Genomic DNA, 21820 nt, shown 5'->3' on the forward strand with positions numbered 1-21820 from the left:
GCTATTCGGCAGGTTTATTTGCGCCACCACGGTTAATTAACCAGACGCCGAACAGGATGCAGAGGGTTCCCAGCGTTTTCAACAGCGTTGCCGATTCATTGCACCACGGCAGCGCCACCGCGGCCAGATAGACCAGCGCATAGCTGACGCTAAGCAAGGGGTAAGCACGGTTTAGCGGCAAATGGCGCAAGGCAAAGAACCAGCACAGCATCGATAATGCATAACCGAAAATCCCGCACCCTACTACCAGCAACGGCAGAGCGTGATGGCGCAGCAACGCCGGCACGCCGTCGGCAAGCAGCACCAGCGGCAGTTGTACCATGCCCCACTTCATCAGCAATTGCGCCAACGTAACCAGCACTACACTGGCAATACCCCATCCATAGCCTTTCATGATGTATGACTCATCAGCACAATCCCCAACACGATCGATGCCACGCCGCACCAGTGTCGTAGCGTGGTTGGTTCATTGAACAACCATCGCGCAGCCAGCGTCACCGCTACCAAGTTCAGGCTGAGCATCGGGTACGCCACGCTCAGCGGTAGCCGCTGCAACACGCCGAGCCACACCAGCATTCCCAGCGCCAACAGCAACAATGCCAACGCCAGCCAGCGCAGCGCATGGCTGCGGCGCAGCTCAACCGGCAATAGCCAGCAGCGCGCTGCCTGCTTCTGGCACAGCTGACCGGCGCAGGTCAGCAGGCAGGTTATCAGCACCAGCAGATATCCCGTCATGGCTGTTGCTGATACCACAGCAGTGCAAACCGGTTCATCAATTGCAATTGATCGGCGGGCGGCAGGTTGTTCGGCACGCTTTCCCCGCGGGACAGTTGCAATACCAGCGAAACGTTGCCCTGTCGACGTGCCTGAGCCAGCCACTGCGGGAAATCGGCATCGCTGACGAAACGACTGCGCGCATCATGGTAATCCAACCCATAGCTTACTTCGCCCTGTTCGCTGTACATCAATACGTCGCTACGTTTGAGCTGCCAGGCCAAACCGGCGGCCAGCCCAACGCTGTCGCTCAAAACATAACGGCTGTGCATCAGGACCTCCTGATTGGTCCGGATAAAGTTCTGCGGCTGTTTGGAGTCAATGACCTGTTGCGGAATGGCATAGCCGATCAGCAGACAAAGCAGCAGCGGGCAGGCTGCCGCCCAGCACCAGCGCCTGGCACCGTCACGCACCGATACCACGGCAAACAACAGCCAACCGGTGAAGGCGATGATGCCAAGGATAATCTTTGGCCATTCCTGCTGACTGAACAAATGCAGGCGCGGCAACAACCCAAGGCCGATCGCCAACAAAGCCGCCATCCCCAGCAGGCCGAACGCCCCATTGATCAGCGCATTGACCCTGAACACTCGCTGGCGCAGCGCGGCGACGGCGTCCTCGGCATAGGCGGTCATCAGCAACGCCAACGGTGCCATACACGGTAGAATATAGGTCGGCAATTTGCCTTTGGCTATGCTGAAGAAAATCAACGGCATCACCACCCAGCTCAACAGGAACAACAGTTCCGGACGCCCGGCTCGCTCACGCCAGCCTTTTAGCAGTGCCCCCGGCAATAACGCCAACCACGGCAGCACGCCAGCCATCAGCACCGGTAGGTAATACCAGAATGGTGCCTTATGTTGCGCATTGTCTTCGGCGAAACGCTGAATATGTTCAATCCAGAAGAAATAGTGCCAGAAATCCGGTTCGCGCTCGGCGATAGCCAATGCCCACGGCAGGCTGAGCAACGCCGCAGTCACAATCGCCAGTGGGCCATAAATCAGCAAGTCGCGCCAACGTCGCTGCATAATGGCAATCGGCAGTACCGCGATCACCGGCACCGCCAGCGCCAGGAACCCTTTGGTCATAAAGCCCATGCCGCAGGCCAACCCCAGCAATACATAGCCGCCCAGCTTTCCCTTGATGGTGGTGGCTTTCAGCGTCAGGTAATAACTGACCATCGCAGCGGTCAGCCACATCGCGATCATCGGATCAAGCACGCTGTAAGTGCCGATGCTGAATACCAACACCATCGACATGAACATCAGCGTTGCCACGCTGGCGCGCCGGACATTGCGCCACATCAACCAGCCCAGGCTAAACACCAGCAACGCGGTAATACCGGTACTGAACACCGAGCCGAAACGCACGGCAAAATTGCTATCGCCAAACAGCCACTGGCTAATGTTATTAAACCAATAGCCGGCCACCGGTTTTTCGAAATAGCGCAAACCAAGCAGGTTTGGTACTACCCAATCGCCACGTTGCAGCATTTCACGGCTGATTTCGGCATAACGGGTTTCATCCGGCTGCCACAATAGGCGACCGTTGATTGGCAGCAGATACACCAGAGCAAAAAACAGGGCCAGCAATCCTGCCCAGATTTTCTTACATGCCTTCATTAATCATCCTTTAATGCGCTTTGACAGCCTAACCAGCCTTCTCGCCCAGGGAACGGCGCACGGATGACGCGGCCCGCCGGCAGCGTGGTCAGATCCTGTGGCAACAGGCGGCTCAGCGGACAAAACTCAATCCCCTGCCGCTGCGCCCGCTGCAATAGCTGTTCGAACATCGCCGCCTGAGACATGCCTTCCACTTCCGCATGAATGGTGTACACCGGCACCTCCCGCTGGTTTTCCATCAACTGCAAAATATAATCGTTAAAGTTCGCCAGGCTGGTCTCGCTGCCAATCACTTCATCAAACGTTGGCAGCGTTACGGGAATTTGCACCGTACCGAAGCGCCCGCTACTGAGCTGCGGGCGAAACGGCCGCGTACCGCGGCAATCGCTGTTGTAGTGGAAACCGAAGCGCTGTTTGACGTCCAGCACCCGCGTGTCGGCACGCCAACCGGCCGCCGCGGAGCATTTTACCGGCTGGCCGATGGCCGCCGTCAGCGCATCCAGCCCCAGTTGGATCTGCCGCGTCAGTTCGGCGTCGCTCCAGCGACCGGCGTTAGCCTGCCAGCGCTGATGATCCCAGGCATGCAGCCCCACTTCATGACCGGCGTCGACGGCCTGCTTCATCAATGGCGCCAGTGAACGGCCAATTTTCCGCCCTGGCCAGGCGGTGCCTGCCAGCAGAATATCCCAGCCGTACAGCGCCGTCGCGTTCGAACGCAGCATCTTCCACAAAAATCGTGGCCGCAACAGGCGCCACAGGTGGCGGCCCATATTATCTGGCCCGATGCTAAAGAAGATGCTGGCCTGAATATGGTACTGCTCAAACAGGCTCAGCAGACGCGGCACACCGTCACGGGTGCCGGTAAAAGTATCGACGTCAACGCGCAAGCCGACGCGCTTCATGCCACCTTACCTGCCTCTACGGTGGTCCGCAGGAAGTAGTCCAGCGTATCGGCCACGGTCTGCTGCATGGCGATGGTTGGCTGCCAGTCCAGTAGACGGCGGGCGTTTTTAATACTTGGCGTGCGGTGTTCAACGTCCTGATAGCCCTTGCCGTAGTAGCTGCTGCTTTCCACGTCTTTGAAACCGGCAAACGGCGGGAAGCGATCGCGCAACGGGTGATTATTGAAGCTTTCCAGCAGCATTTCCGCCAGTTCGCGAATGCTGGCCTCGTTGGTCGGATTGCCGATATTGACGATCTGGCCGTCGCAGCGGCCATCGCGGTTTTCAATAATACGGAACAGGGCTTCGATACCGTCATTGATGTCGGTAAAGCAGCGCTTTTGCGCCCCGCCGTCCACCAGCTTGATCGGCGAACCTTCCACCAGATTCAAAATCAGTTGGGTGATGGCGCGCGACGAGCCGATACGCGCGGCATCCAGGTTATCCAGGCGCGGCCCCATCCAGTTGAACGGCCGGAACAGCGTGAAACGCAGCCCTTCCTTCACGCCGTAGGCCCAGATAACCCGATCCAGCAACTGTTTGGATACCGAGTAAATCCAGCGTTGCTTGTTGATAGGCCCGACGATCAGACGTGAAGTGTCTTCATCAAACTGTTTATCGTCGCACATGCCATACACTTCGGAGGTTGACGGGAAAATGATGCGCTTGTTGTACTTCACGCAATCGCGCACGATTTTCAGATTCTCTTCAAAATCGAGTTCGAATACCCGCAGCGGGTTGCGGGTGTATTCGATTGGCGTAGCGATGGCCACCAGCGGCAGCACCACGTCGCATTTCTTGATGTGATACTCGATCCATTCCGAATGGATGCTGATATCACCCTCGACAAAATGGAAGTGTGGATTGTCCATAAAGCGGCTGATGGCATCCGAGCCGATATCCAGGCCGTAAATCTCATAGCGATCTTCACGCAACAGACGCTCGGTCAAATGGTTACCGATAAAACCGTTAACCCCCAGAATCAGCACCCGCGTTCTACGTTGCACCACGCTGTCGGGCTTCGCCGCCAGGCGTGCATCGACCATGATGCCCATTTCCTGCGCCAACCGACCACCTTGCACATACAGCCCAGCCTCACTTTGACCGGCGATGATTTCCAACGCTCCGTCACCGCAGGCAACCACCAGCGGCGCATTATCCAGTACCGTGCCCGGCTGTTTGTCGTGCTGAATATCCAGCACGCGGGAGCGCCACACCGTCATTTTACGCTGGCCGAGATAGCTGAAGGCCCCGGGATACGGTTCGGTCACTGCGCGCACCAGATTGTGGATTTCGGCGGCGGTTTTATGCCAGTGGATCTCACCGTCTGCCGGCGTACGGCGGCCAAAGTAACTGGCTTGCGCTTCGTTTTGCGCGCGGAAGGTGGCCGTGCCGTTTTTTAGCTTCGGCAATGCTTCGCGCAGCACCACCTGTGCGGCTTCGCAAACTTTGCGATGCAGCGTCAGCGCGGTGTCATCGGCGGAAATCGCCACCGCATGCTGGCCGACGATGTCACCGGCGTCCGCGCGCTTGACCATTTTATGCAGCGTGGCGCCGGTTTCCCGTTCGCCGTTGACCAGCGCCCAGTTGATCGGCGCTCGGCCGCGGTAGCGCGGCAGCAGCGAACCATGCAGGTTGAAACCGCCCTGCGGGGCCAGCGACAATATCTCGTCGCTGAGCAGGTTACGGTAATAGAACGAGAAAATGATGTCAGGCTGCAACTCGCGCAGGCGCTCAACCCACAGCGGGTGATTGACGTCTTCCGGTGCATACACCGGCAAGTTCAACTCGGCGCCAACGCGCGCAACGGAAGAGAAGAAGTTGTTCTCACCAGGATCGTCGGTATGGGTAAATACCGCCTGAATCTCATAACCCGCTTCAGTCAACGCCTTCAGACCGGCGCAGCCAATATCATGGTAAGCAAATACGATAGCTTTCATCATTCTTCTTCCTGAGTGTTGTGGCCATGCTGTTTGCCGACCACTTTTTGAACAAAGTAACGCGGACGAGCACGCACGTCGTTGTAGATACGACCGATGTACTCCCCCAATAACCCCATGCCGACAAATTGAGCGCCAATAAAGGTGAATAACACCGCAAACAGGGTAAACACCCCGCCCGCCGCCCATTCCGGCCCCAACAGCAAACGCATGACGATCAATATCACCGCCAGTAAAAAGCCGGACAATGCCACCACGCTGCCCACCACGCTGAGCAAACGTAACGGCGTAGTGGTCAGACAGGTGATCAGGTCATACATCAGATTGATAAGCTTCATCAGGCTGTATTTGGAATCGCCGAATTCACGCTCGGCGTGGGTCACCTGAATCTCGGTGGTACGACGCGCAAAGGTATTGGCCAAAATGGGAATAAAGGTGCTGCGCTCGTGGCAGTGCAGCATCGCTTCAACAATGTGACGGCGGTAAGCGCGTAACATGCAGCCGTAATCACCCATCGATTTACCGGTAGCGCGCTGGATCATCATGTTGATTACCCGCGAAGCGCTTTTGCGGAACCAGGAATCGCGACGGTTGGCGCGTACCGTACCGACCACGTCATACCCCTGCTCGGCAACGCTCACCAGCCGCGGAATTTCCTCTGGCGGGTTTTGCAAATCGGCGTCGAGGGTAATGACCAGATCGCCGCTAACCTGATTAAAACCGGCCATGATCGCCGAGTGCTGGCCATAGTTACGGTTCAGCAAAACGGCAATCACGCAACTGTCCGGCTGTTCGGCTGCGGCGGTCAGCAGTTCGGCCGAGTTATCGTTGCTGCCGTCGTCCACCAGAATGATTTCATAAGGCTGCGACAGCCGTTGGCAGGCGGCGCTGGTACGAGCCAGCAATGCCGGCAGGCTTTCCTGTTCATTGAATACCGGGATGACCACGGATACTTTTTTAATCGGTTCAACGCGCGACACAGGAAGACTCCACTATGGAAAACAGGGTATTGATAACGCGATCGACATCTGCGTCGGTCATATCAGGGAACAGCGGCAGCGTACACAAACGGCTCGTGTTCCATTCGGTATTGGGCAGCGACAGCTGCGGGTAGCGCTCGCGGTAAAACTTCTGCGTGTGCGCGGCACGAAAATGCAGACCGCTGCCGACGCCCTGCGCCTGCAGGCGTTCCATCAGAGTGTCACGGTCAATACCACAACGCTCAGCATCTACACGCACCATAAACAGGTGCCAGGCGTGGTGATGCGGGTAGTGTGGCAAGCCGAGCGGCTGGAACGGCGAATTCTGCAAAGCAGCCAGATAACGCTGCGCCAGCTCGCTACGGCGGGCGTTCAACTGCGGCAGACGCTGCAATTGCACCACAGCAATGGCTGCGTGAATGTCAGAGAGGTTGTATTTGTAACCGGGTTCTATCACTTCCGCCTGCGGCTTGCGTCCCTGACGTTGCCGATCGAAGGCGTCGACGCCCAGGCCATGAAACTTCAGACTGCGCAACCGTTCGGCCAGCGCGTCATCGTCGGTGGCTATCAGGCCACCTTCGGCACAGGTAAGGTTTTTGATCGCATGGAAGGAAAAGATTGCCGTCCCCTGAGCGCCGACCCATTGATGGTGGTAACGGGCACCAACCGCATGCGCCGCATCTTCTATCAGGGGTAGATTATGGCGTTGCGCCACGGCGCGCAGCGCGTCCAGCGGCAACGGCGCTCCGGCATAATGGACCGGCACTATCGCTTTGGTTCTTGGTGTAATTGCCGCTTCGACGTCGGCGGCGCTGACCATCAGCGTTTCGCGATCGACATCGATCATGACCGGCGTTGCGCCAAGCAGTTCAATCATGTTGAGGGTGGACACCCAGGTCTGTGACGGGGTGATCACTTCATCTCCCACGCCAACGCCGAGCGCCATCAGCACAAGATGCATGCCGGCGGTAGCGGAACACACGGCAACGGCATGCCGGCAGCCGAAGGTGTGGCAGAAATCCTGCTCCAGCCGTTGGTTCTGTGGCCCGGTGGTGATCCAGCCGGAACGCAATACTTCTTCAACCGCCGCAATTTCTTGCTCACCAATTGCCGGGCGTGAAAAAGGCAGGAATTGTTCCATAGTTAACCCCAAACGTATCGAATTTGCTTTAGCGCCACTGTAAATCTCTTTTATTTAACGGACATTAAACGCAAGAGAGAATCACTTCGGTGGTTTTATAGCCAATCTACGGGTTGAAGCTTAACTAAACCTTAAGAAAAAATTATTTCCTTAAGCCAATCCATTGCAAAACCCGCTGTTGATAAAAATAAAAAACAAACTAAAAACAAATAGTTAACTAAATAACAATTAGTTACCTAATTTCATTGAACTTAAAGAAGTATAGAAAAGATCCGATTATTTACAAGCGAGGCCGTATAACGACTAGAGGGCTGAAAATAATAACCGACAGGTTATTCTCTTATTTAAGTTATGTTTGTTTACCATCCGTTGATATTGTCATAATAATACCCTACGCCGTTTTACGCGGTACGGGTCATGATCCAGCGCTGATCGCCCACCGCATGCAAATGAAAATCAACATCATAGATTTTTGACAGGATCTCAGGCTGCATTATATCGCGCGTTGCCCCCTGCTTTATCACCTGACCGGCATGCAGCAACCATACCCGATCGGCCTGCTGCAACGTATGGTTAAGATCGTGTGCGCATACCAATGCACAGCGGCCTGTTTGACAAAACTCGCGCAGCAGACGATCCAGCGCCACTTTCTGCGCCACATCCAGGCTATTGGTCGGCTCGTCCAGCAGCAATAACTGACTGTGCGGGTTGATGGACGGCCATACCTGCAGTAACACCGACGCCAGGCGTACGCGCTGCCATTCACCGCCTGAGAGCTGGGTCAGCAGGCGTGGCAGTTTGTCCATCAGTTTCAGCCGCTGGCATAAATAATAAATAGCGCTTTCCAGCGGCCGTTCGTCAACGCCTGGTGGTTGATGCAGTGCCAGATATTGAAACACCGGCATCAGCATCACCGGTGGCTGTTGCTGGCTAAGGTAGGCGCGTCGCAGCGCCAGTTGTCCGCCCTGATAATCGGCTAGCTCGCGGCCAGCTAGTTTTATCTTGCCGTGCCCGGGCAACATCCCCGCCAGACGTGCCAGCAGCGTACTTTTACCGGCGCCATTCGGGCCGATAAGATGCACCTGCAGCCCTGCATCAATATGTGCTGAAAACGGCGCCAGACGCCCGGTGACCCCAACCTGGTCGAGCTGCAGCATGCCGTCCTCCATCGCTTACTTTGCCAACGCCATATTAATCGCATCCGTAATGATCGGATCTTGCGGTTCCATGTCTGGTGCAAAGCGCTGGATAACGCTACCGTCACGGCCGATCAGGAACTTTTCGAAGTTCCAGAGGATGTCACCACGCTGTTTTGGCCCCTGATCTTTGCTGATGCGCCGCGCCATAAATTCGCTACCTGCTGGCGCAACCGCTTCCGGAGCGGCGGCAATCAGCGCCTGGTACAGCGGATGGCGCTGCTCACCGTTGACCTCTATCTTGCTGAACATCGGGAATTTCACACCGAAGGTGCCGCGACAAAAAGCCTGAATCTGTTCATTACTGCCCGGCTCTTGCCCCAGGAACTGATTACACGGGAAACCGAGCACTTCAAACCCTTGCGAATGGTAGCTCTCATACAGGTTTTCCAACTCTTGATACTGTTTGGTCAGCCCGCATTCCGAGGCCACGTTAACCACCAACAGTACGCTGCCGTGGTATTTTTCCAGCGTGGTAGATTGATTATCAATAGTGTCTACCGGGATCTGATAAATGGGTTGCGTCATAAGAAGGTATCCTGTTGTTTTGATTGCAGGTGAACGGAAAGGTTACCTTACGCTCTTTACGCGGGTCAGTAACCAGATAAATAACGGCGCACCGAGCGTGGCGGTAACCACGCCTATCGGCAGCTCCGCCGATAGCAAGGCGATGCGTGCCACCACGTCCGCTGCCAGCAACACGCCGGCGCCGGCCAGCGCACAGCCCGGCAGCAGGTAGCGCTGGTCGGTCAGACCACTGAGGCGCAATATGTGCGGGATCACCAGCCCGACAAAACCGATCACACCGGCCAGAGCCACGCTGACGCCGACCAACCAGCCAATGGCCATAACCAGAATATTACGCCACAGATGCAGTGAAAGCCCGAGCTGACGTGCCTGCACGTCGCCCAACGCCATAAAATTAAGCGCCTTGCCCTGCCCACACAGCCACAACAACACAGGTAGCAGCGCGAATACCAGCCATTTTTGTCGCCAGTCAACGCCGCCGAACCCGCCCATCATCCAGTACATCAATTGCCGTAAATCGAGGCTGGAACTGAAATAGACCGCCCAGGTCATCACCGCACTGCATACGATGCCCAGCGCCACGCCGACCAGCAGCAAACGTGCGTTAGTCAAGCGTCGCCGACGGGCGAAGCTCAGCAACAGAAAGGTCATCAACAATGCGCCGATAATTGCACTGAGGCTCATCATGGTGACGGGCAACAGACCGTTGCCCAGCAATACCGTCAACACCAGCGCTACGCCAGCGCCGTTGGCTACGCCCAGCAACCCTGGCTCCGCCAGCGGGTTTTCAAACAGCGCCTGCATCACCGCTCCAGCCACCGCCAGACTGGCCCCTACCAACAACACCGCTAGTGCGCGCGGCAAGCGCAACTGCCAGACAAAAAGCTGTGCGGACTCGCTGAGCCACTGGGTCGGCCATAACCAAACGTCGCCGGCGCTGAGGCTAATCACAAACGCCAGCGCCACGCCAATACTCAGCAACTGTAGCTGGCGTTTATCACGCTGACGCTGGTTTTGCAGCAATACGGTAAAAGTCTGGCTGGTCGGCATACGCGCGGAAGTTCCCTGTCGGCCGTGAGAATGGCCAGATAATTGACGTCTTGGGTCAAATATTAGGGGGTTAGCGCCGCAAGGGGAAGTCTTTGTAAAGCAGAAACCAGGAAAACGGTGGCTGAGGCTGCCGGTCACCGGCCGGTGAACGCCAGATCAGCCGCCGTGGTATCAATAGTTAACCATGCGCACCGTTGCCATGCTGTGGATAAGGCTTATCATCATGCCGATCGCCGCGATCGTGTCCGTTGCCCTCTCCTCGAGCCTGGCGGTAGCTGTCGTGATTATCGCCCGCCCCTCTGTTATGGTCATCACGTTGCGAACGATGGTGATGGTCATCATGACGTTGGTCATTGCCGTGATGCCAATCATTACCCCTAGAGCCATAACCGCGCGGCGGCGATTGCTGCCAACGACCACCATCCCAATAATAACCGCGAGCACTGCGTTCGCCAAAGCTCCGTCCCTGATGGTCATGCCACCATTGTGGCGGACGCCAGTCGTAGCCATCCCAGTAGTACCCGCGATGATCCCGGTCGCCAAGATGCACGGAGGCACCAGGCACCTTGATATCGATGGCAATCTCCGCCTGTACGGCCAATGGCAGCAACAGCGGCAAACATACCAGCAACAGGATCTTGTTCATTTGTGTATTCTCACTTTAATTGCAGCTGGCTCCTTTATAGCAAGGTGATTATTTGTCGCCTATCGGCCATTGGCTTATTTTCGTATCGTTTGCAACTCCTTTACGCAATTCTTACGCTTGAGTGAGCATTATTTTATTAATATAACCCCCCTTGTATTTAACTACTCACTGCTGGACCGTACGTTCGTTCAGTCGTTATCGTTCTCCTGATCTTTAACCAGAGATATTTTTATGAAACGCATTGGACTGTTGGTCACCGTTACCCTGCTCACCGCTACGCTAAGCGCCTGCTGCTTCGGGCCGCACTGGGGCGACGGGCATCACGGCGGCCGTAACGACGCAGGGCACCATGGCGATCGTCGTTAATTCCCGGGCCGCTACGCCGCTTATTATTTAAATGAAAAAGGTCAACAAGAACACATGACAATAAGAAAAAGCTGCAATTAATGAAAAACCAAAAAATTTACGCACTAAAAGTATAATAAGAAGAAATCAATTACGGAGATTTTACTATTTACCAACCCGGTAATAAGTCGATACCAAAGAAAAAGGCCGCAATAGCGGCCTTTTTTGTTTTACGCAAGTTACTCTTTCGGGCTCGCGTTTTCCACCCGGCTTTTCAACTTTTGCCCCGGACGGAAAGTCACCACGCGGCGCGCCGTAATAGGAATGTCCTCGCCGGTTTTCGGGTTACGTCCCGGACGTTGGTTCTTGTCACGCAGATCAAAATTGCCAAAACCTGACAGTTTGACCTGCTCGCCGTTCTCCAGAGCCCTGCGGACCTCTTCAAAGAACAGTTCTACCAGGTCTTTAGCGTCCCGTTTGCTAAGCCCGAGCTTTTCAAACAGGTGTTCTGACATTTCAGCTTTAGTAAGCGCCATAGGTTCAATCCCTCAAGGATGCTTGGAATCGCTGTTTTAGAGCCTCTACACATTTTGCAACGGTAGCTGCTATCTCCTCTTCTTCCAGTGTACGAGCGGTATCCTGCAATACCAGACTGATAGCCAGGCTCTTATCACCCTCTGCCACGCCCTTGCCACGGTACACATCAAACAAGTTTACGCCAACTACCTGATTTGCGCCAACTTTCTTACACTCTGCCAAAATATCTTCTGCGGGGACGTTTTCAGCCACCACCACAGCGATATCTCGGCGGTTTGCCGGGAAGCGAGAAATCTCCCGCGCCTGAGGCACGACGCGGGTTGCGACCTTGTTCCACTCCAGTTCAAACACCACGGTACGGCCGTTAAGATCCAGTTTACGCTCAAGTTCCGGATGAACCACACCGATGAAACCGATACGTTCACCGTGCAAATAAATTGCCGCACTCTGCCCCGGGTGCAATGCCGGATTGGCCTCTGACTTGAACTGAATGTCGGACAATTTCCCCGTCAGCTCGAGTACAGATTCCAGATCTCCTTTTAAATCATAGAAGTCTACCGGCTTTCTTGCCAGATCCCAGTGTTCATCATGGGTATGGCCGGCAATCACCCCTGCCAGCATGACGTCCTGACGGATAGCCAGATTTGCCGTACTATCAGGCACAAAGCGCAAGCCGCTTTCAAACAGACGCAGGCGGGTCTGCTGGCGGTTCTGGTTATACACCACCGCAGACAGCAGGCCGGTCCACAGCGACAGACGCATCGCAGACATCTCAACCGAGATCGGGCTTGGCAAAATCAACGCTTCTTCATTCGGGTGCAGCAGCGCCTGAATTTTAGGATCGACAAAGCTATAGGTGATCGCTTCCTGATAGCCGTGATCGACCAGCATGGTTTTCACACGTTTCAGCGTTAAGTCGGCTTCATGGTGCTGGGTCATCAGCAGATCGGCGCGCACTGGCACGTCAGGGATATTGTTGTAGCCGTAGACACGCGCCACTTCTTCCACCAGATCTTCTTCGATTTCCATATCGAAACGCCAGCTTGGCGCCACCGCCTGCCAGCTGTCGCCTTGTTCGCTGACCTCACAGCCCAGACGGCGCAGGATATCGCTCACCTGCTCGCTTGGCACATGGTGACCAATCAGGCGATCCAGTTTCTCGCGACGAAGCGTAATGGTAGCGCGCGTCGGCAAGGTATTTTCATTGGTGACGTCGATCACCGGGCCAACCTGACCGCCGCAGATGGCAACCAGCAAGCGGGTAGCGCGTTCCATCGCCTGGTATTGCAAGGCAGGATCAACGCCACGCTCATAGCGGTGTGAAGCATCGGTATGCAGACCATGACGACGCGCACGACCGGCAATCGATAACGGACTGAAGAAGGCGCATTCCAGCAGGACGTCCTGAGTAGCATCGTTGACGCCAGAGTGTTCACCGCCAAAGATGCCGCCCATCGCCAACGCCTGTTGATGATCGGCGATCACCAGGGTATCGGCGTTCAGTTTGGCTTGGTTGCCATCCAGCAGCGTCAGGGTTTCGCCTTCGTGGGCCATACGTACCACAATGCCGCCGGCAATGCGGCTCAGATCGAAGGCGTGCATTGGCTGGCCCAGCTCAAGCAGCACGTAGTTGGTGACATCAACCACCGCATCGATTGAACGAATACCGCAACGACGCAGTTTCTCGCGCATCCACAGCGGCGTTGATGCCTTAATGTTGATGCCTTTGATCACGCGGCCCAGATAACGTGGGCAAGCCTCTGGCGCCTCTACGCGAATTGGCAGCGTATCGGTAATGGTGGCGGCAACCGGGCTCATGTCAGGCAGAGTCAACGCCTGCTGGTTCAATACGCCGACGTCGCGCGCAACGCCGATGATGCCCAGGCAGTCGGCACGGTTCGGCGTGACGCTGATTTCAATGGTGTTATCGTCAAGCTGCAGATATTCACGGATATCGGTGCCGATCGGCGCGTCTTCCGGCAGTTCAATGATGCCATCGTGATCGTCGGAAATACCCAGTTCGGAAAACGAGCACAACATGCCTTCCGACGGTTCGCCGCGCAGTTTCGCAGCCTTGATTTTGAAATCGCCCGGCAGTACGGCACCGACGGTGGCCACTGCCACCTTCAGGCCGCTACGGCAGTTTGGCGCGCCGCAGACGATGTCCAGCAGGCGATCGCCGCCGACGTTAACCTTGGTAACGCGCAGTTTGTCGGCATTGGGGTGCTGACCGCACTCAACCACCTGCCCGACAACCACCCCGTTAAAGGCACCGGAGACGGGTTCTACGCCATCTACCTCCAGGCCGGCCATGGTGATTTGATCGGATAATGCTTCGCTGCTGACGGCCGGGTTTACCCACTCGCGCAACCAGAGTTCACTGAATTTCATGTGATATTCCCGCCTTACTTAAACTGTTTGAGGAAACGCAGATCGTTTTCGAAGAATGCGCGCAAATCGGTGACACCGTAACGCAGCATCGTCAGGCGCTCCATGCCCATACCGAAGGCAAAGCCGGAATAGACTTCCGGATCGATGCCCACATTGCGCAATACGTTCGGGTGCACCATGCCGCAGCCCAGAACTTCCAGCCACTTGCCGTTTTTGCCCATTACGTCCACTTCGGCGGACGGTTCGGTAAACGGGAAGTAAGACGGGCGGAAACGAACCTGCAAATCGTCCTCAAAGAAGTTGTTCAGGAAATCATGCAGCGTACCTTTCAGATTGGTGAAACTGATGTTCTTATCAACGATCAGCCCTTCCATCTGATGGAACATCGGTGTGTGTGTCTGATCGTAGTCGTTACGATACACGCGGCCCGGGGCAATAATGCGGATTGGCGGCTGTTGGTTCTTCATGGTGCGGATCTGTACGCCAGAAGTCTGGGTGCGCAGCAGGCGCGTGGCGTCAAACCAGAAGGTATCGTGATCGGCGCGAGCCGGGTGATGCCCCGGAATATTCAGCGCGTCGAAGTTGTGATAATCGTCTTCAATTTCCGGGCCGGTGGCAACCGAAAAGCCCAGTTCGCCAAAGAAGGTTTCAATACGGTCGATAGTGCGCGTTACCGGGTGCAGACCACCATTTTCCAAACGACGCCCTGGCAGGGATACATCAATGGTTTCTTCCGCCAGACGGGCGTTCAACGCAGCAGACTCCAGCGTGTTCTTACGCGCATTCAGCGCATCCTGAACTTGCTGTTTTGCCTGGTTGATCACCGCCCCGGCCGCCGGACGCTCTTCTGCCGGCAAGTCACGCAGCGATTGCATCTGCAAGGTAAAATGGCCTTTCTTGCCTAAATATTCGACGCGCACCAAATCCAACGCGGCAACATCCTGGGCATCTTCTACGGCTGCTTTGGCATTGGCAACCAGCTCTGCGAGATGTGGCATTGCTTTCCTCTTCCTCTGGCCGATATGGCCCTAAGTAATTGTTATCTATTATTCGAACACGCCTTTCGCAAATCTTCAAAGAATTTCGAGTCGTCGCCAGGCGGCCAACTCGAGCACCCCCAGGATGCTTACTCAAGTAAGTGACCGGGGTAAGCGGGTGCAGCCAACAACGCTACGGCTTGAAAGACGAAGAAGACAGACAAAAACAAAAAAGCCTCCACATGGGAGGCTTAGGCGCTACTTTTCGTTTCTTTTCTTACGCGCAAAGCCTCCTGAAATCAGGCGCTAAAGTAAAAAAAGAAACGGAAAATAGCAGTGTGCATGCTTGCGTTACCTTATGTATTGATTGAACACCAGTGATATAGCGTCAGCCAATAAAAGTCAATATTTGCTGGATTACAAAGATTAAAAGAGGGAGCAAGCTCCCTCTTTTACTGACTTACGCCAGTGCTGCTTTCGCTTTTTCAACCAGTGCGCCAAAGGCCACTTTGTCGAATACTGCGATGTCAGCCAGGATCTTACGGTCAATTTCAATAGAGGCTTTTTTCAGGCCGTTAATGAATTTGCTGTAAGACAGACCGTTCTGACGGGCAGCTGCGTTGATACGTGCAATCCACAGCTGACGGAACTGACGCTTACGTTGACGACGGTCACGGTAAGCGTACTGACCTGCTTTGATTACTGCCTGGAAGGCAACACGATAAACGCGCGAACGGGCACCATAGTAGCCTTTCGCTTGTTTCAAAATTTTCTTGTGACGTGCGCGTGCAATTACACCACGTTTTACGCGAGCCATATGCTCTCTCCTAAAGTCTTATTCTTGATTCAAAAAAAGTGGCTTATGCGTACGGCAGGCACGCAGTAACCAGGACCAGATCGTTCTTAGACACCATGCCTTTTGGACGCAGGTGACGTTTACGCTTGGTTGCTTTTTTGGTCAGAATATGACGCAGGTTAGCATGTTTACGCTTAAAGCCACCGCTGCCGGTTTTTTTGAAGCGCTTGGCTGCACCACGTACAGTTTTAATCTTAGGCATTTTAATTAAATCCACTTCGCATTGTTAAACAACGAATCAGTTAGGCGAATAAAACCCGCACAACGCAAGCGCTGCGCGGGGTTCATTACTTGGAAGCCTTACTGTTTCTTCTTGGGTGCGAGCACCATGATCATCTGACGACCTTCGATCTTCGTAGGGAAGGATTCGACAACGGCCAGATCAGAATCTTCACACAGGTCTTTACGGACGCGGTTAAGCACTTCCATACCGATCTGTTGGTGCGCCATTTCACGCCCACGGAAACGCAGGGTGATTTTGGCTTTATCGCCATCTTCCAGAAAGCGAATCAGGTTGCGTAGTTTGACCTGATAGTCGCCATCATCGGTACCAGGTCGGAATTTGATTTCCTTGACCTGAATAACTTTTTGCTTCTTCTTCTGTTCTTTTGTCGACTTGCTCTTCTCGTAGAGGAATTTGCCGTAATCCATGATTCGGCAAACTGGCGGTTCGGCATTTGGGCTGATTTCTACTAAATCAACGCCCGCTTCCTCAGCTTTTTCAAGAGCTTCATTCAGACTGACAATACCAATCTGCTCGCCATCGACGCCGGTTAGGCGAACTTCTTGCGCGCGAATTTCTCTGTTAATGCGATTAGGACGCGCCGGTTGAACTCGTTTTCCGCCTTTAATACTTTATTCCTCCAGTTGATGAAGACTACGGCTGCGGATCTCTTTTTGCAGCTTGTCTACGACTTCATTTACGTCCAGGCTCCCCAGGTCTTTGCCACGGCGGGTACGAACGGCAACTTTGCCTGCTTCGACCTCTTTGTCACCGCACACCAACATGTAAGGAACTCGACGTAAAGTATGTTCGCGAATTTTAAAGCCAATCTTCTCATTTCTCAAGTCTGCTTTCACCCGAATGCCTGCATCTTGCAGTTTTTTGGTTAATTGCTGGACATAATCAGACTGGCTATCGGTGATATTCATCACCACCACCTGTACCGGAGCAATCCAGGTCGGGTAGAACCCGGCGTATTCTTCGGTCAGAATACCGATGAAACGCTCCATGGAGCCCAAAATGGCACGGTGAATCATTACCGGCACTACGCGTTCGTTGTTTTCGCCGACGTACGACGCGCCTAAACGGCCTGGTAAGAAGAAATCGAGCTGCACGGTACCACATTGCCAGGCACGATCCAAACAATCATGCAGGGTAAATTCAATTTTTGGTCCGTAGAAGGCACCTTCACCCGGCTGATATTCAAACGGAATGCCGTTTTCGGTCAGTGCGGCGGCCAGGTCTTCCTCGGCTCGGGTCCACATGTCATCGGTACCGATGCGCTTCTCTGGACGGGTGGACAACTTCACCGCGATCTTTTCGAAACCAAAAGTGCCGTACACATCATAGACCATACGGATGCATTCGTTGACCTCGGCGCGCACTTGATCTTCGGTACAGAAGATATGGGCATCATCCTGGGTAAAACCACGCACGCGCATCAGGCCATGCAGCGAGCCGGACGGTTCGTTGCGGTGGCAACTGCCGAACTCACCCATGCGCAGCGGCAGATCGCGATAAGATTTCAGCCCCTGATTGAAGATCTGTACGTGCCCCGGACAGTTCATTGGCTTGATGCAATATTCACGATTTTCTGACGAGGTGGTGAACATCGCGTCTTTATAGTTTTCCCAGTGCCCGGTTTTTTCCCACAGCACGCGGTCCATCATGAACGGACCTTTCACTTCCTGATACTGGTACTCTTTGAGCTTCATGCGTACAAAGGCTTCCAGTTCACGGAAGATAGTCCAGCCGTCGTTGTGCCAGAACACCATGCCCGGTGCTTCTTCCTGCATATGGTACAGATCGAGCTGCTTGCCGATTTTGCGGTGATCGCGCTTGGCAGCTTCTTCCAGACGTTGCAGATAGGCGTTCAACTGCTTTTTATCCGCCCAGGCGGTACCGTAGATGCGTTGCAGCATTTTATTCTTGCTGTCGCCGCGCCAGTAGGCACCCGAAATCTTCTGCAATTTGAAATGATGGCAAAAACGCATGTTCGGCACGTGCGGGCCGCGGCACATGTCGATGTATTCTTCATGGTGATACAGGCCAGGGCGATCGTCATGGCTGATGTTCTCATCCAGAATGGCCACTTTGTAGCTTTCGCCACGGGCGGCAAAGGCGTCACGGGCCTCTTGCCAGCTCACCTTCTGTTTGATGACATCGTAATCTTTGTCGGCCAATTCGTGCATCCGCTTTTCCAGCAGATCCAGGTCTTCCTGCGTCAGGGTATGGTCAAGGTCAACGTCATAATAAAAACCGTTATCGATTACCGGGCCGATGGCCATTTTGGTGTTCGGCCACAGCTGTTTGATGGCATGACCCAGCAGGTGCGCACAGGAGTGACGCAAAATTTCCAGGCCTTCTTCATCTTTGGCAGTGATAATCGCCAATTGCGCATCGGATTCAATCAGATCGCTGGCGTCGACCAGTTCACCGTTTACACGGCCGGCGATACAGGCTTTAGCCAGGCCAGGGCCGATATCACGGGCAACATCCATAGGGGAAACGGCATGATCGAAGTGACGCTGACTTCCGTCAGGAAGAGTAATAACAGGCATTAATAATTCCTTATCTACAGTGGTGACCCACACGACAGATCACATGAAGAAATACAATATCGTTTAACTACGTGAGGTTATCGACGCTATCCGGCTTTACCCTGCCGAATATATACACGCATAGGTACACAATTTAAAATGCCCTACGTTGTTACGCCATAACGGAACGGCGATTGTAGCACCCAAAGAAGCGGCGCATCCAGCCACCATTTTTGATATTCCATGCTAAATACCGTGCAGCTGCGCCGGCAGCAACCGCAAGAGACACGCCAGTGCCTGAGCGCGGCGTGCGATCACCTCGGCCGGGTCAGCAGGCAGATAATAGTAACGCACGGGAAAGTTACACGACGGTGGAGCAATAGCGTAAAGGGCCGTGCTGGCAATTGATATGTCAGGCGCCGTCGTCGAGGCGGCAGGTGGCGTAATACGGGCATTCTGTGGGGTACATGCGGCAAATATGGCAACGCCCACGTGAGTCGCCCGGCACTGCCGACGCGGGCAAACGCCAGCGACAGCCACGCCCTCCGCGCTTGCCGCTGGCCATCATGGCGGACTACCGCTGACTATTGCTTGCCTGGCTGGTTTTTTTGCTCTGTCATGCAACGCTGGCATTCCGCTGCCGAATCGTCGCAATTCCTGGTCGGCACGCTGGTCAGGCATTGCTTATGCTCGGTGCAAACCTCTGAGCAAGCCCCTTCCGTGCCTCTCGCTCCCAGAGAGCCTGGCCCTTTGATACCGCGTTCGGTAATGCCGCTGTCCTGCTCATCATTATCCGCCGCGGGCGGTGCCGAGCGGCTATTTTCGCTGGCTGGTGCCTGCGACTGCGTTTCTTCAGCACTGGCAAAGCCGGCAAATGTGGCGAACAGAATTGCGCCCAATAAAATGAGTTGTTTCATGCATGCCTCCACCTGTGATTAATCCCGTTCAGCGAGCAGGAAAGGAATAATTATAGTTGTTGGCCTGGCGCTTGACGAACTCCGGGCGGCAAGACTGTGGTCTGCCGCGCTGCCGTGACTCCGATTGCTGACCCGTGACGCAGACGATTGCCGTTTTCACCATCGAATAAATAACGGTTTGCCGCAGCGAATACACCGGCTACTCTCAATGCAGGGTAACGTTTCAGCATGTTCAGGAGATGGGGTTCGATGTACAGCATTTTGCAATTATTCCAAGCCGTGGGGCTCGGGCTGGTATTACTGTTACCTCTGGCTAACCCACTGACTACCGTTGCGCTGTTGTTGGGGCTTTCCGGCAATATGACGCGAGAAGAGCGCAACAACCAGTCGCGCATGGCATCCATTTACGTGTTCTTTATCATGACGGTGTCGTTTTACGCTGGCCAGTTGGTGATGAACACCTTTGGCATTTCGATTCCCGGGTTACGTATTGCCGGCGGACTGATCGTCGCCTTTATCGGTTTTCGCATGCTGTTTCCCCAGCAAACACCCGACGAAGCACCGGAAGTCGAACTAAAAACCACCGAGCTGCGGCGTAAATCCTCGGCCAATATTGCCTTTGTACCATTGGCAATGCCCAGCACCGCCGGGCCGGGCACCATTGCGATGATCATCAGTTCCGCGTCCAGCATTAAGGAAAATACCCTCGGTTTTGCGCACTGGGTATTGCTGGTGGCACCCGTGGCGACGTTTTTAGCGGTATCGTTGATCCTGTGGGCCTGCCTGCGCAGCTCCGGTGCGATCATGAAACTGGTCGGTCAAAGCGGTATCGAGGCCATTTCACGTCTGATGGGGTTCCTGCTGGTGTGTATGGGCGTGCAATTTATCATCAACGGCATTTTGGAACTGATCGCCACCTATACACCGGGTGTCTAACGTTCGACCACTTCGGCCGCTGTGGAAACTGCGGGAAGGCTTGGCACCCTCCCGCCGACGTCGCTGTTATCATTCCCTGCCTGGCGCCTGCGCCCCCAGAATCCCCTGACCTTCAGGCACTTCGGTAAAGCGCTTGAGGAGCTCGCTGTAGGTCTTCGCCGGGTCGAGATCCTGGAACTGGCTGGGGTAGATAAACTTGGCCAGGTATTCTAGCCCGACGATGTTGTATGGATGGTTATAGAAGTTATGATAAATGCCGTAGAAACGCTGGTCTTTGATCGCTTTGACCTGCGCAAAACCCGGCCGCTGCTTCATGCGTGCAAATGCTGCATCCACCTGAGCTTTAGTGACACCGTAACCAAAAGGCACCGCGGCGTTGGTTTTGCTGGCCCATTGCGAGCCGGAAACGATATACACATCCGGCTTCATACTGATGACTTTTTCCAATGAGACATCGCCGGTGGCGCCCGGCAGCAGTTCGGAGCCGATATTGCGCGCCCCCACCGCTTCCACCATACCGCCCCAACCGACGTGAGCATGAGTAAAGCAGCAGGATTCCAGCCCGTTCAGACCGGCCTTGGCTTCCACGAACACCAGCGGCTTGGGCTCAACGGATTTGGTTTTATCGATGATGTTCTGATAATGCCGTTGATAATAGTCGGTGTACTGCCTGGCCTCTTTTTCGCGATCCAGCGCTTCACCGAGCAAGGTGACGCTCTTCGGCGTGTTTTCTACCGGCTTGAGCATGGTATCGATAAACAGTACCGGCACTCCCAGGCTTTTCAACTGCGCCAGCACGCCAGTCTGTTCCAGTGACGGCTTGGAGCGCAACTGTGCAATCATCAAATCGGGCTGCTTGGCAATGACGCTTTCCAGATTGACTTCGCCCTTGTCGCTAAACCCCATGTCGATGACGTTGTTGGCTTCCGGCCATTTGCTTTTCAGAATGTCCCAGGTCGCCCCATCACTCTTCTTCAGCAGATTATTCCACGCCACCAGCCGGCTAAACGGATTGGCACGATCCAACAACGCCAGAGTCAGAATATCGCGCCCATCCTGTACCACCACGCGTTTCGGTTCTTGTTTGAGCGTGATGCTCTGCCCTGCGGTATCGGTCAGCGTCAGCGGATAGGTGGTCGCCAGCGCCTGAGTGGAGAAAATGCCAGCACAGGCCAGCAGCAGCGAGGTCATTCGACGTTGCACATGAAACTCCTTAGCGAAAAAATCTACCAGGGAATAGTAATGAGAATTGCTTGCATTATCAAAGTGGAGCGGTTTTT

23 protein-coding genes and 1 other annotated feature are annotated in these 21820 nt (G+C 54.7%); of the genes, 2 read left to right on the forward strand and 21 right to left on the reverse strand.

Annotation, left to right across the window (positions count from 1 at the left end; all coding sequences use genetic code 11):
* Window position 1: 1 nt before the first annotated feature.
* From arnF to NYE85_RS17230, 11 genes are all read right to left on the reverse strand, one after another.
* On the reverse strand, window positions 2-394 hold the full coding sequence (arnF, locus tag NYE85_RS17180; RefSeq protein WP_259005935.1) for a 4-amino-4-deoxy-L-arabinose-phosphoundecaprenol flippase subunit ArnF: 393 nt from the start codon (window positions 392-394) through the stop codon (window positions 2-4).
* Window positions 391-735 (reverse strand): 4-amino-4-deoxy-L-arabinose-phosphoundecaprenol flippase subunit ArnE, encoded by a 345-nt coding sequence (gene arnE / locus NYE85_RS17185; protein ID WP_259005936.1) that lies wholly within the window; start codon window positions 733-735, stop codon window positions 391-393. Before arnE ends, arnF begins: the two co-directional genes overlap by 4 nt.
* Window positions 732-2396 (reverse strand): lipid IV(A) 4-amino-4-deoxy-L-arabinosyltransferase, encoded by a 1665-nt coding sequence (gene arnT / locus NYE85_RS17190; protein ID WP_259005937.1) that lies wholly within the window; start codon window positions 2394-2396, stop codon window positions 732-734. The genes arnE and arnT overlap by 4 nt, the downstream gene beginning before the upstream one ends.
* Window positions 2396-3298 (reverse strand): 4-deoxy-4-formamido-L-arabinose-phosphoundecaprenol deformylase, encoded by a 903-nt coding sequence (gene arnD / locus NYE85_RS17195; RefSeq protein WP_259005938.1) that lies wholly within the window; start codon window positions 3296-3298, stop codon window positions 2396-2398. Before arnD ends, arnT begins: the two co-directional genes overlap by 1 nt.
* The gene (arnA, locus tag NYE85_RS17200; protein ID WP_259006360.1) at window positions 3295-5277 is read right to left on the reverse strand and encodes a bifunctional UDP-4-amino-4-deoxy-L-arabinose formyltransferase/UDP-glucuronic acid oxidase ArnA; all 1983 of its coding nucleotides are present in this window, start codon (window positions 5275-5277) and stop codon (window positions 3295-3297) included. The genes arnD and arnA overlap by 4 nt, the downstream gene beginning before the upstream one ends.
* Window positions 5277-6257, reverse strand: coding sequence for an undecaprenyl-phosphate 4-deoxy-4-formamido-L-arabinose transferase (gene arnC / locus NYE85_RS17205; protein ID WP_259005939.1), 981 nt, complete (start codon window positions 6255-6257; stop codon window positions 5277-5279). Before arnC ends, arnA begins: the two co-directional genes overlap by 1 nt.
* Window positions 6244-7398, reverse strand: a complete 1155-nt coding sequence (gene arnB, locus NYE85_RS17210; RefSeq protein WP_259005940.1) for a UDP-4-amino-4-deoxy-L-arabinose aminotransferase — start codon at window positions 7396-7398, stop codon at window positions 6244-6246. Before arnB ends, arnC begins: the two co-directional genes overlap by 14 nt.
* Window positions 7399-7799: 401 nt before the next feature.
* On the reverse strand, window positions 7800-8555 hold the full coding sequence (gene btuD / locus NYE85_RS17215) for a vitamin B12 ABC transporter ATP-binding protein BtuD (protein WP_259005941.1): 756 nt from the start codon (window positions 8553-8555) through the stop codon (window positions 7800-7802).
* A gap of 15 nt (window positions 8556-8570) precedes the next feature.
* Complete coding sequence (locus tag NYE85_RS17220) at window positions 8571-9122, reverse strand: glutathione peroxidase (RefSeq protein ID WP_259005942.1); 552 nt, start codon at window positions 9120-9122, stop codon at window positions 8571-8573.
* A 42-nt stretch (window positions 9123-9164) separates the two neighbouring features.
* Window positions 9165-10172, reverse strand: coding sequence for a vitamin B12 ABC transporter permease BtuC (btuC, locus tag NYE85_RS17225; RefSeq protein ID WP_259005944.1), 1008 nt, complete (start codon window positions 10170-10172; stop codon window positions 9165-9167).
* Between the two features lie 178 nt (window positions 10173-10350).
* Window positions 10351-10818, reverse strand: coding sequence for a DUF2502 domain-containing protein (locus NYE85_RS17230; RefSeq protein WP_259005946.1), 468 nt, complete (start codon window positions 10816-10818; stop codon window positions 10351-10353).
* A gap of 231 nt (window positions 10819-11049) precedes the next feature.
* Here NYE85_RS17230 and NYE85_RS17235 point away from each other — a divergent pair, with 231 nt between their 5' ends.
* The gene (locus NYE85_RS17235) at window positions 11050-11184 is read left to right on the forward strand and encodes a hypothetical protein (RefSeq protein WP_259005947.1); all 135 of its coding nucleotides are present in this window, start codon (window positions 11050-11052) and stop codon (window positions 11182-11184) included.
* 218 nt (window positions 11185-11402) lie between these two features.
* Here NYE85_RS17235 and ihfA read toward each other — a convergent pair whose 3' ends face one another.
* The 9 genes from ihfA to NYE85_RS17280 form a co-directional block, all read right to left on the reverse strand.
* Window positions 11403-11699: an integration host factor subunit alpha gene (ihfA, locus tag NYE85_RS17240; RefSeq protein WP_004943604.1), complete on the reverse strand. Its 297-nt coding sequence runs from the start codon at window positions 11697-11699 to the stop codon at window positions 11403-11405.
* Window positions 11700-11703: 4 nt separating this feature from the next.
* Window positions 11704-14091, reverse strand: a complete 2388-nt coding sequence (gene pheT / locus NYE85_RS17245; RefSeq protein WP_259005948.1) for a phenylalanine--tRNA ligase subunit beta — start codon at window positions 14089-14091, stop codon at window positions 11704-11706.
* A 14-nt stretch (window positions 14092-14105) separates the two neighbouring features.
* Window positions 14106-15089 (reverse strand): phenylalanine--tRNA ligase subunit alpha, encoded by a 984-nt coding sequence (pheS, locus tag NYE85_RS17250; RefSeq protein ID WP_259005949.1) that lies wholly within the window; start codon window positions 15087-15089, stop codon window positions 14106-14108.
* 204 nt (window positions 15090-15293) lie between these two features.
* Window positions 15294-15417, reverse strand: a sequence feature (Phe leader region).
* The gene (gene pheM / locus NYE85_RS17255) at window positions 15368-15412 is read right to left on the reverse strand and encodes a pheST operon leader peptide PheM (protein WP_121514181.1); all 45 of its coding nucleotides are present in this window, start codon (window positions 15410-15412) and stop codon (window positions 15368-15370) included. (Overlaps the previous feature by 45 nt.)
* A 111-nt stretch (window positions 15418-15528) precedes the next feature.
* Window positions 15529-15885, reverse strand: a complete 357-nt coding sequence (rplT, locus tag NYE85_RS17260) for a 50S ribosomal protein L20 (RefSeq protein WP_004963673.1) — start codon at window positions 15883-15885, stop codon at window positions 15529-15531.
* A gap of 43 nt (window positions 15886-15928) precedes the next feature.
* Window positions 15929-16126: a 50S ribosomal protein L35 gene (rpmI, locus tag NYE85_RS17265; protein WP_004931418.1), complete on the reverse strand. Its 198-nt coding sequence runs from the start codon at window positions 16124-16126 to the stop codon at window positions 15929-15931.
* A gap of 98 nt (window positions 16127-16224) precedes the next feature.
* Window positions 16225-16776 (reverse strand): translation initiation factor IF-3, encoded by a 552-nt coding sequence (infC, locus tag NYE85_RS17270; RefSeq protein ID WP_071586675.1) that lies wholly within the window; start codon window positions 16774-16776, stop codon window positions 16225-16227.
* A gap of 3 nt (window positions 16777-16779) precedes the next feature.
* Window positions 16780-18708: a threonine--tRNA ligase gene (thrS, locus tag NYE85_RS17275; RefSeq protein ID WP_259005952.1), complete on the reverse strand. Its 1929-nt coding sequence runs from the start codon at window positions 18706-18708 to the stop codon at window positions 16780-16782.
* 563 nt (window positions 18709-19271) lie between these two features.
* Window positions 19272-19604 (reverse strand): hypothetical protein, encoded by a 333-nt coding sequence (locus NYE85_RS17280; protein WP_259005953.1) that lies wholly within the window; start codon window positions 19602-19604, stop codon window positions 19272-19274.
* Between the two features lie 249 nt (window positions 19605-19853).
* On the opposite strand from NYE85_RS17280, the gene NYE85_RS17285 reads away from it, so the two are divergent.
* On the forward strand, window positions 19854-20540 hold the full coding sequence (locus NYE85_RS17285; RefSeq protein WP_259005954.1) for a MarC family NAAT transporter: 687 nt from the start codon (window positions 19854-19856) through the stop codon (window positions 20538-20540).
* A 69-nt stretch (window positions 20541-20609) separates the two neighbouring features.
* Here NYE85_RS17285 and NYE85_RS17290 read toward each other — a convergent pair whose 3' ends face one another.
* Window positions 20610-21743: an ABC transporter substrate-binding protein gene (locus NYE85_RS17290; RefSeq protein WP_259005955.1), complete on the reverse strand. Its 1134-nt coding sequence runs from the start codon at window positions 21741-21743 to the stop codon at window positions 20610-20612.
* Window positions 21744-21820: the final 77 nt, after the last annotated feature.

The organism is Serratia sp. AKBS12, from assembly GCF_024793895.1.
Taxonomy (GTDB): domain Bacteria; phylum Pseudomonadota; class Gammaproteobacteria; order Enterobacterales; family Enterobacteriaceae; genus Serratia_F.

Coding starts and splice junctions, on each gene's coding strand:
- arnA (WP_259006360.1), bottom strand. CDS start 5,277: ATGAAAGCTATCGTATTTGCTTACCATGATATTGGCTGCGCCGGTCTG.
- arnB (WP_259005940.1), bottom strand. CDS start 7,398: ATGGAACAATTCCTGCCTTTTTCACGCCCGGCAATTGGTGAGCAAGAA.
- NYE85_RS17280 (WP_259005953.1), bottom strand. CDS start 19,604: ATGAAACAACTCATTTTATTGGGCGCAATTCTGTTCGCCACATTTGCC.
- NYE85_RS17285 (WP_259005954.1), top strand. CDS start 19,854: ATGTACAGCATTTTGCAATTATTCCAAGCCGTGGGGCTCGGGCTGGTA.
- pheS (WP_259005949.1), bottom strand. CDS start 15,089: ATGCCACATCTCGCAGAGCTGGTTGCCAATGCCAAAGCAGCCGTAGAA.
- rplT (WP_004963673.1), bottom strand. CDS start 15,885: ATGGCTCGCGTAAAACGTGGTGTAATTGCACGCGCACGTCACAAGAAA.
- arnF (WP_259005935.1), bottom strand. CDS start 394: ATGAAAGGCTATGGATGGGGTATTGCCAGTGTAGTGCTGGTTACGTTG.
- btuC (WP_259005944.1), bottom strand. CDS start 10,172: ATGCCGACCAGCCAGACTTTTACCGTATTGCTGCAAAACCAGCGTCAG.
- arnD (WP_259005938.1), bottom strand. CDS start 3,298: ATGAAGCGCGTCGGCTTGCGCGTTGACGTCGATACTTTTACCGGCACC.
- NYE85_RS17230 (WP_259005946.1), bottom strand. CDS start 10,818: ATGAACAAGATCCTGTTGCTGGTATGTTTGCCGCTGTTGCTGCCATTG.
- thrS (WP_259005952.1), bottom strand. CDS start 18,708: ATGCCTGTTATTACTCTTCCTGACGGAAGTCAGCGTCACTTCGATCAT.
- ihfA (WP_004943604.1), bottom strand. CDS start 11,699: ATGGCGCTTACTAAAGCTGAAATGTCAGAACACCTGTTTGAAAAGCTC.
- arnE (WP_259005936.1), bottom strand. CDS start 735: ATGACGGGATATCTGCTGGTGCTGATAACCTGCCTGCTGACCTGCGCC.
- pheT (WP_259005948.1), bottom strand. CDS start 14,091: ATGAAATTCAGTGAACTCTGGTTGCGCGAGTGGGTAAACCCGGCCGTC.
- NYE85_RS17220 (WP_259005942.1), bottom strand. CDS start 9,122: ATGACGCAACCCATTTATCAGATCCCGGTAGACACTATTGATAATCAA.
- NYE85_RS17235 (WP_259005947.1), top strand. CDS start 11,050: ATGAAACGCATTGGACTGTTGGTCACCGTTACCCTGCTCACCGCTACG.
- rpmI (WP_004931418.1), bottom strand. CDS start 16,126: ATGCCTAAGATTAAAACTGTACGTGGTGCAGCCAAGCGCTTCAAAAAA.
- btuD (WP_259005941.1), bottom strand. CDS start 8,555: ATGCTGCAGCTCGACCAGGTTGGGGTCACCGGGCGTCTGGCGCCGTTT.
- arnT (WP_259005937.1), bottom strand. CDS start 2,396: ATGAAGGCATGTAAGAAAATCTGGGCAGGATTGCTGGCCCTGTTTTTT.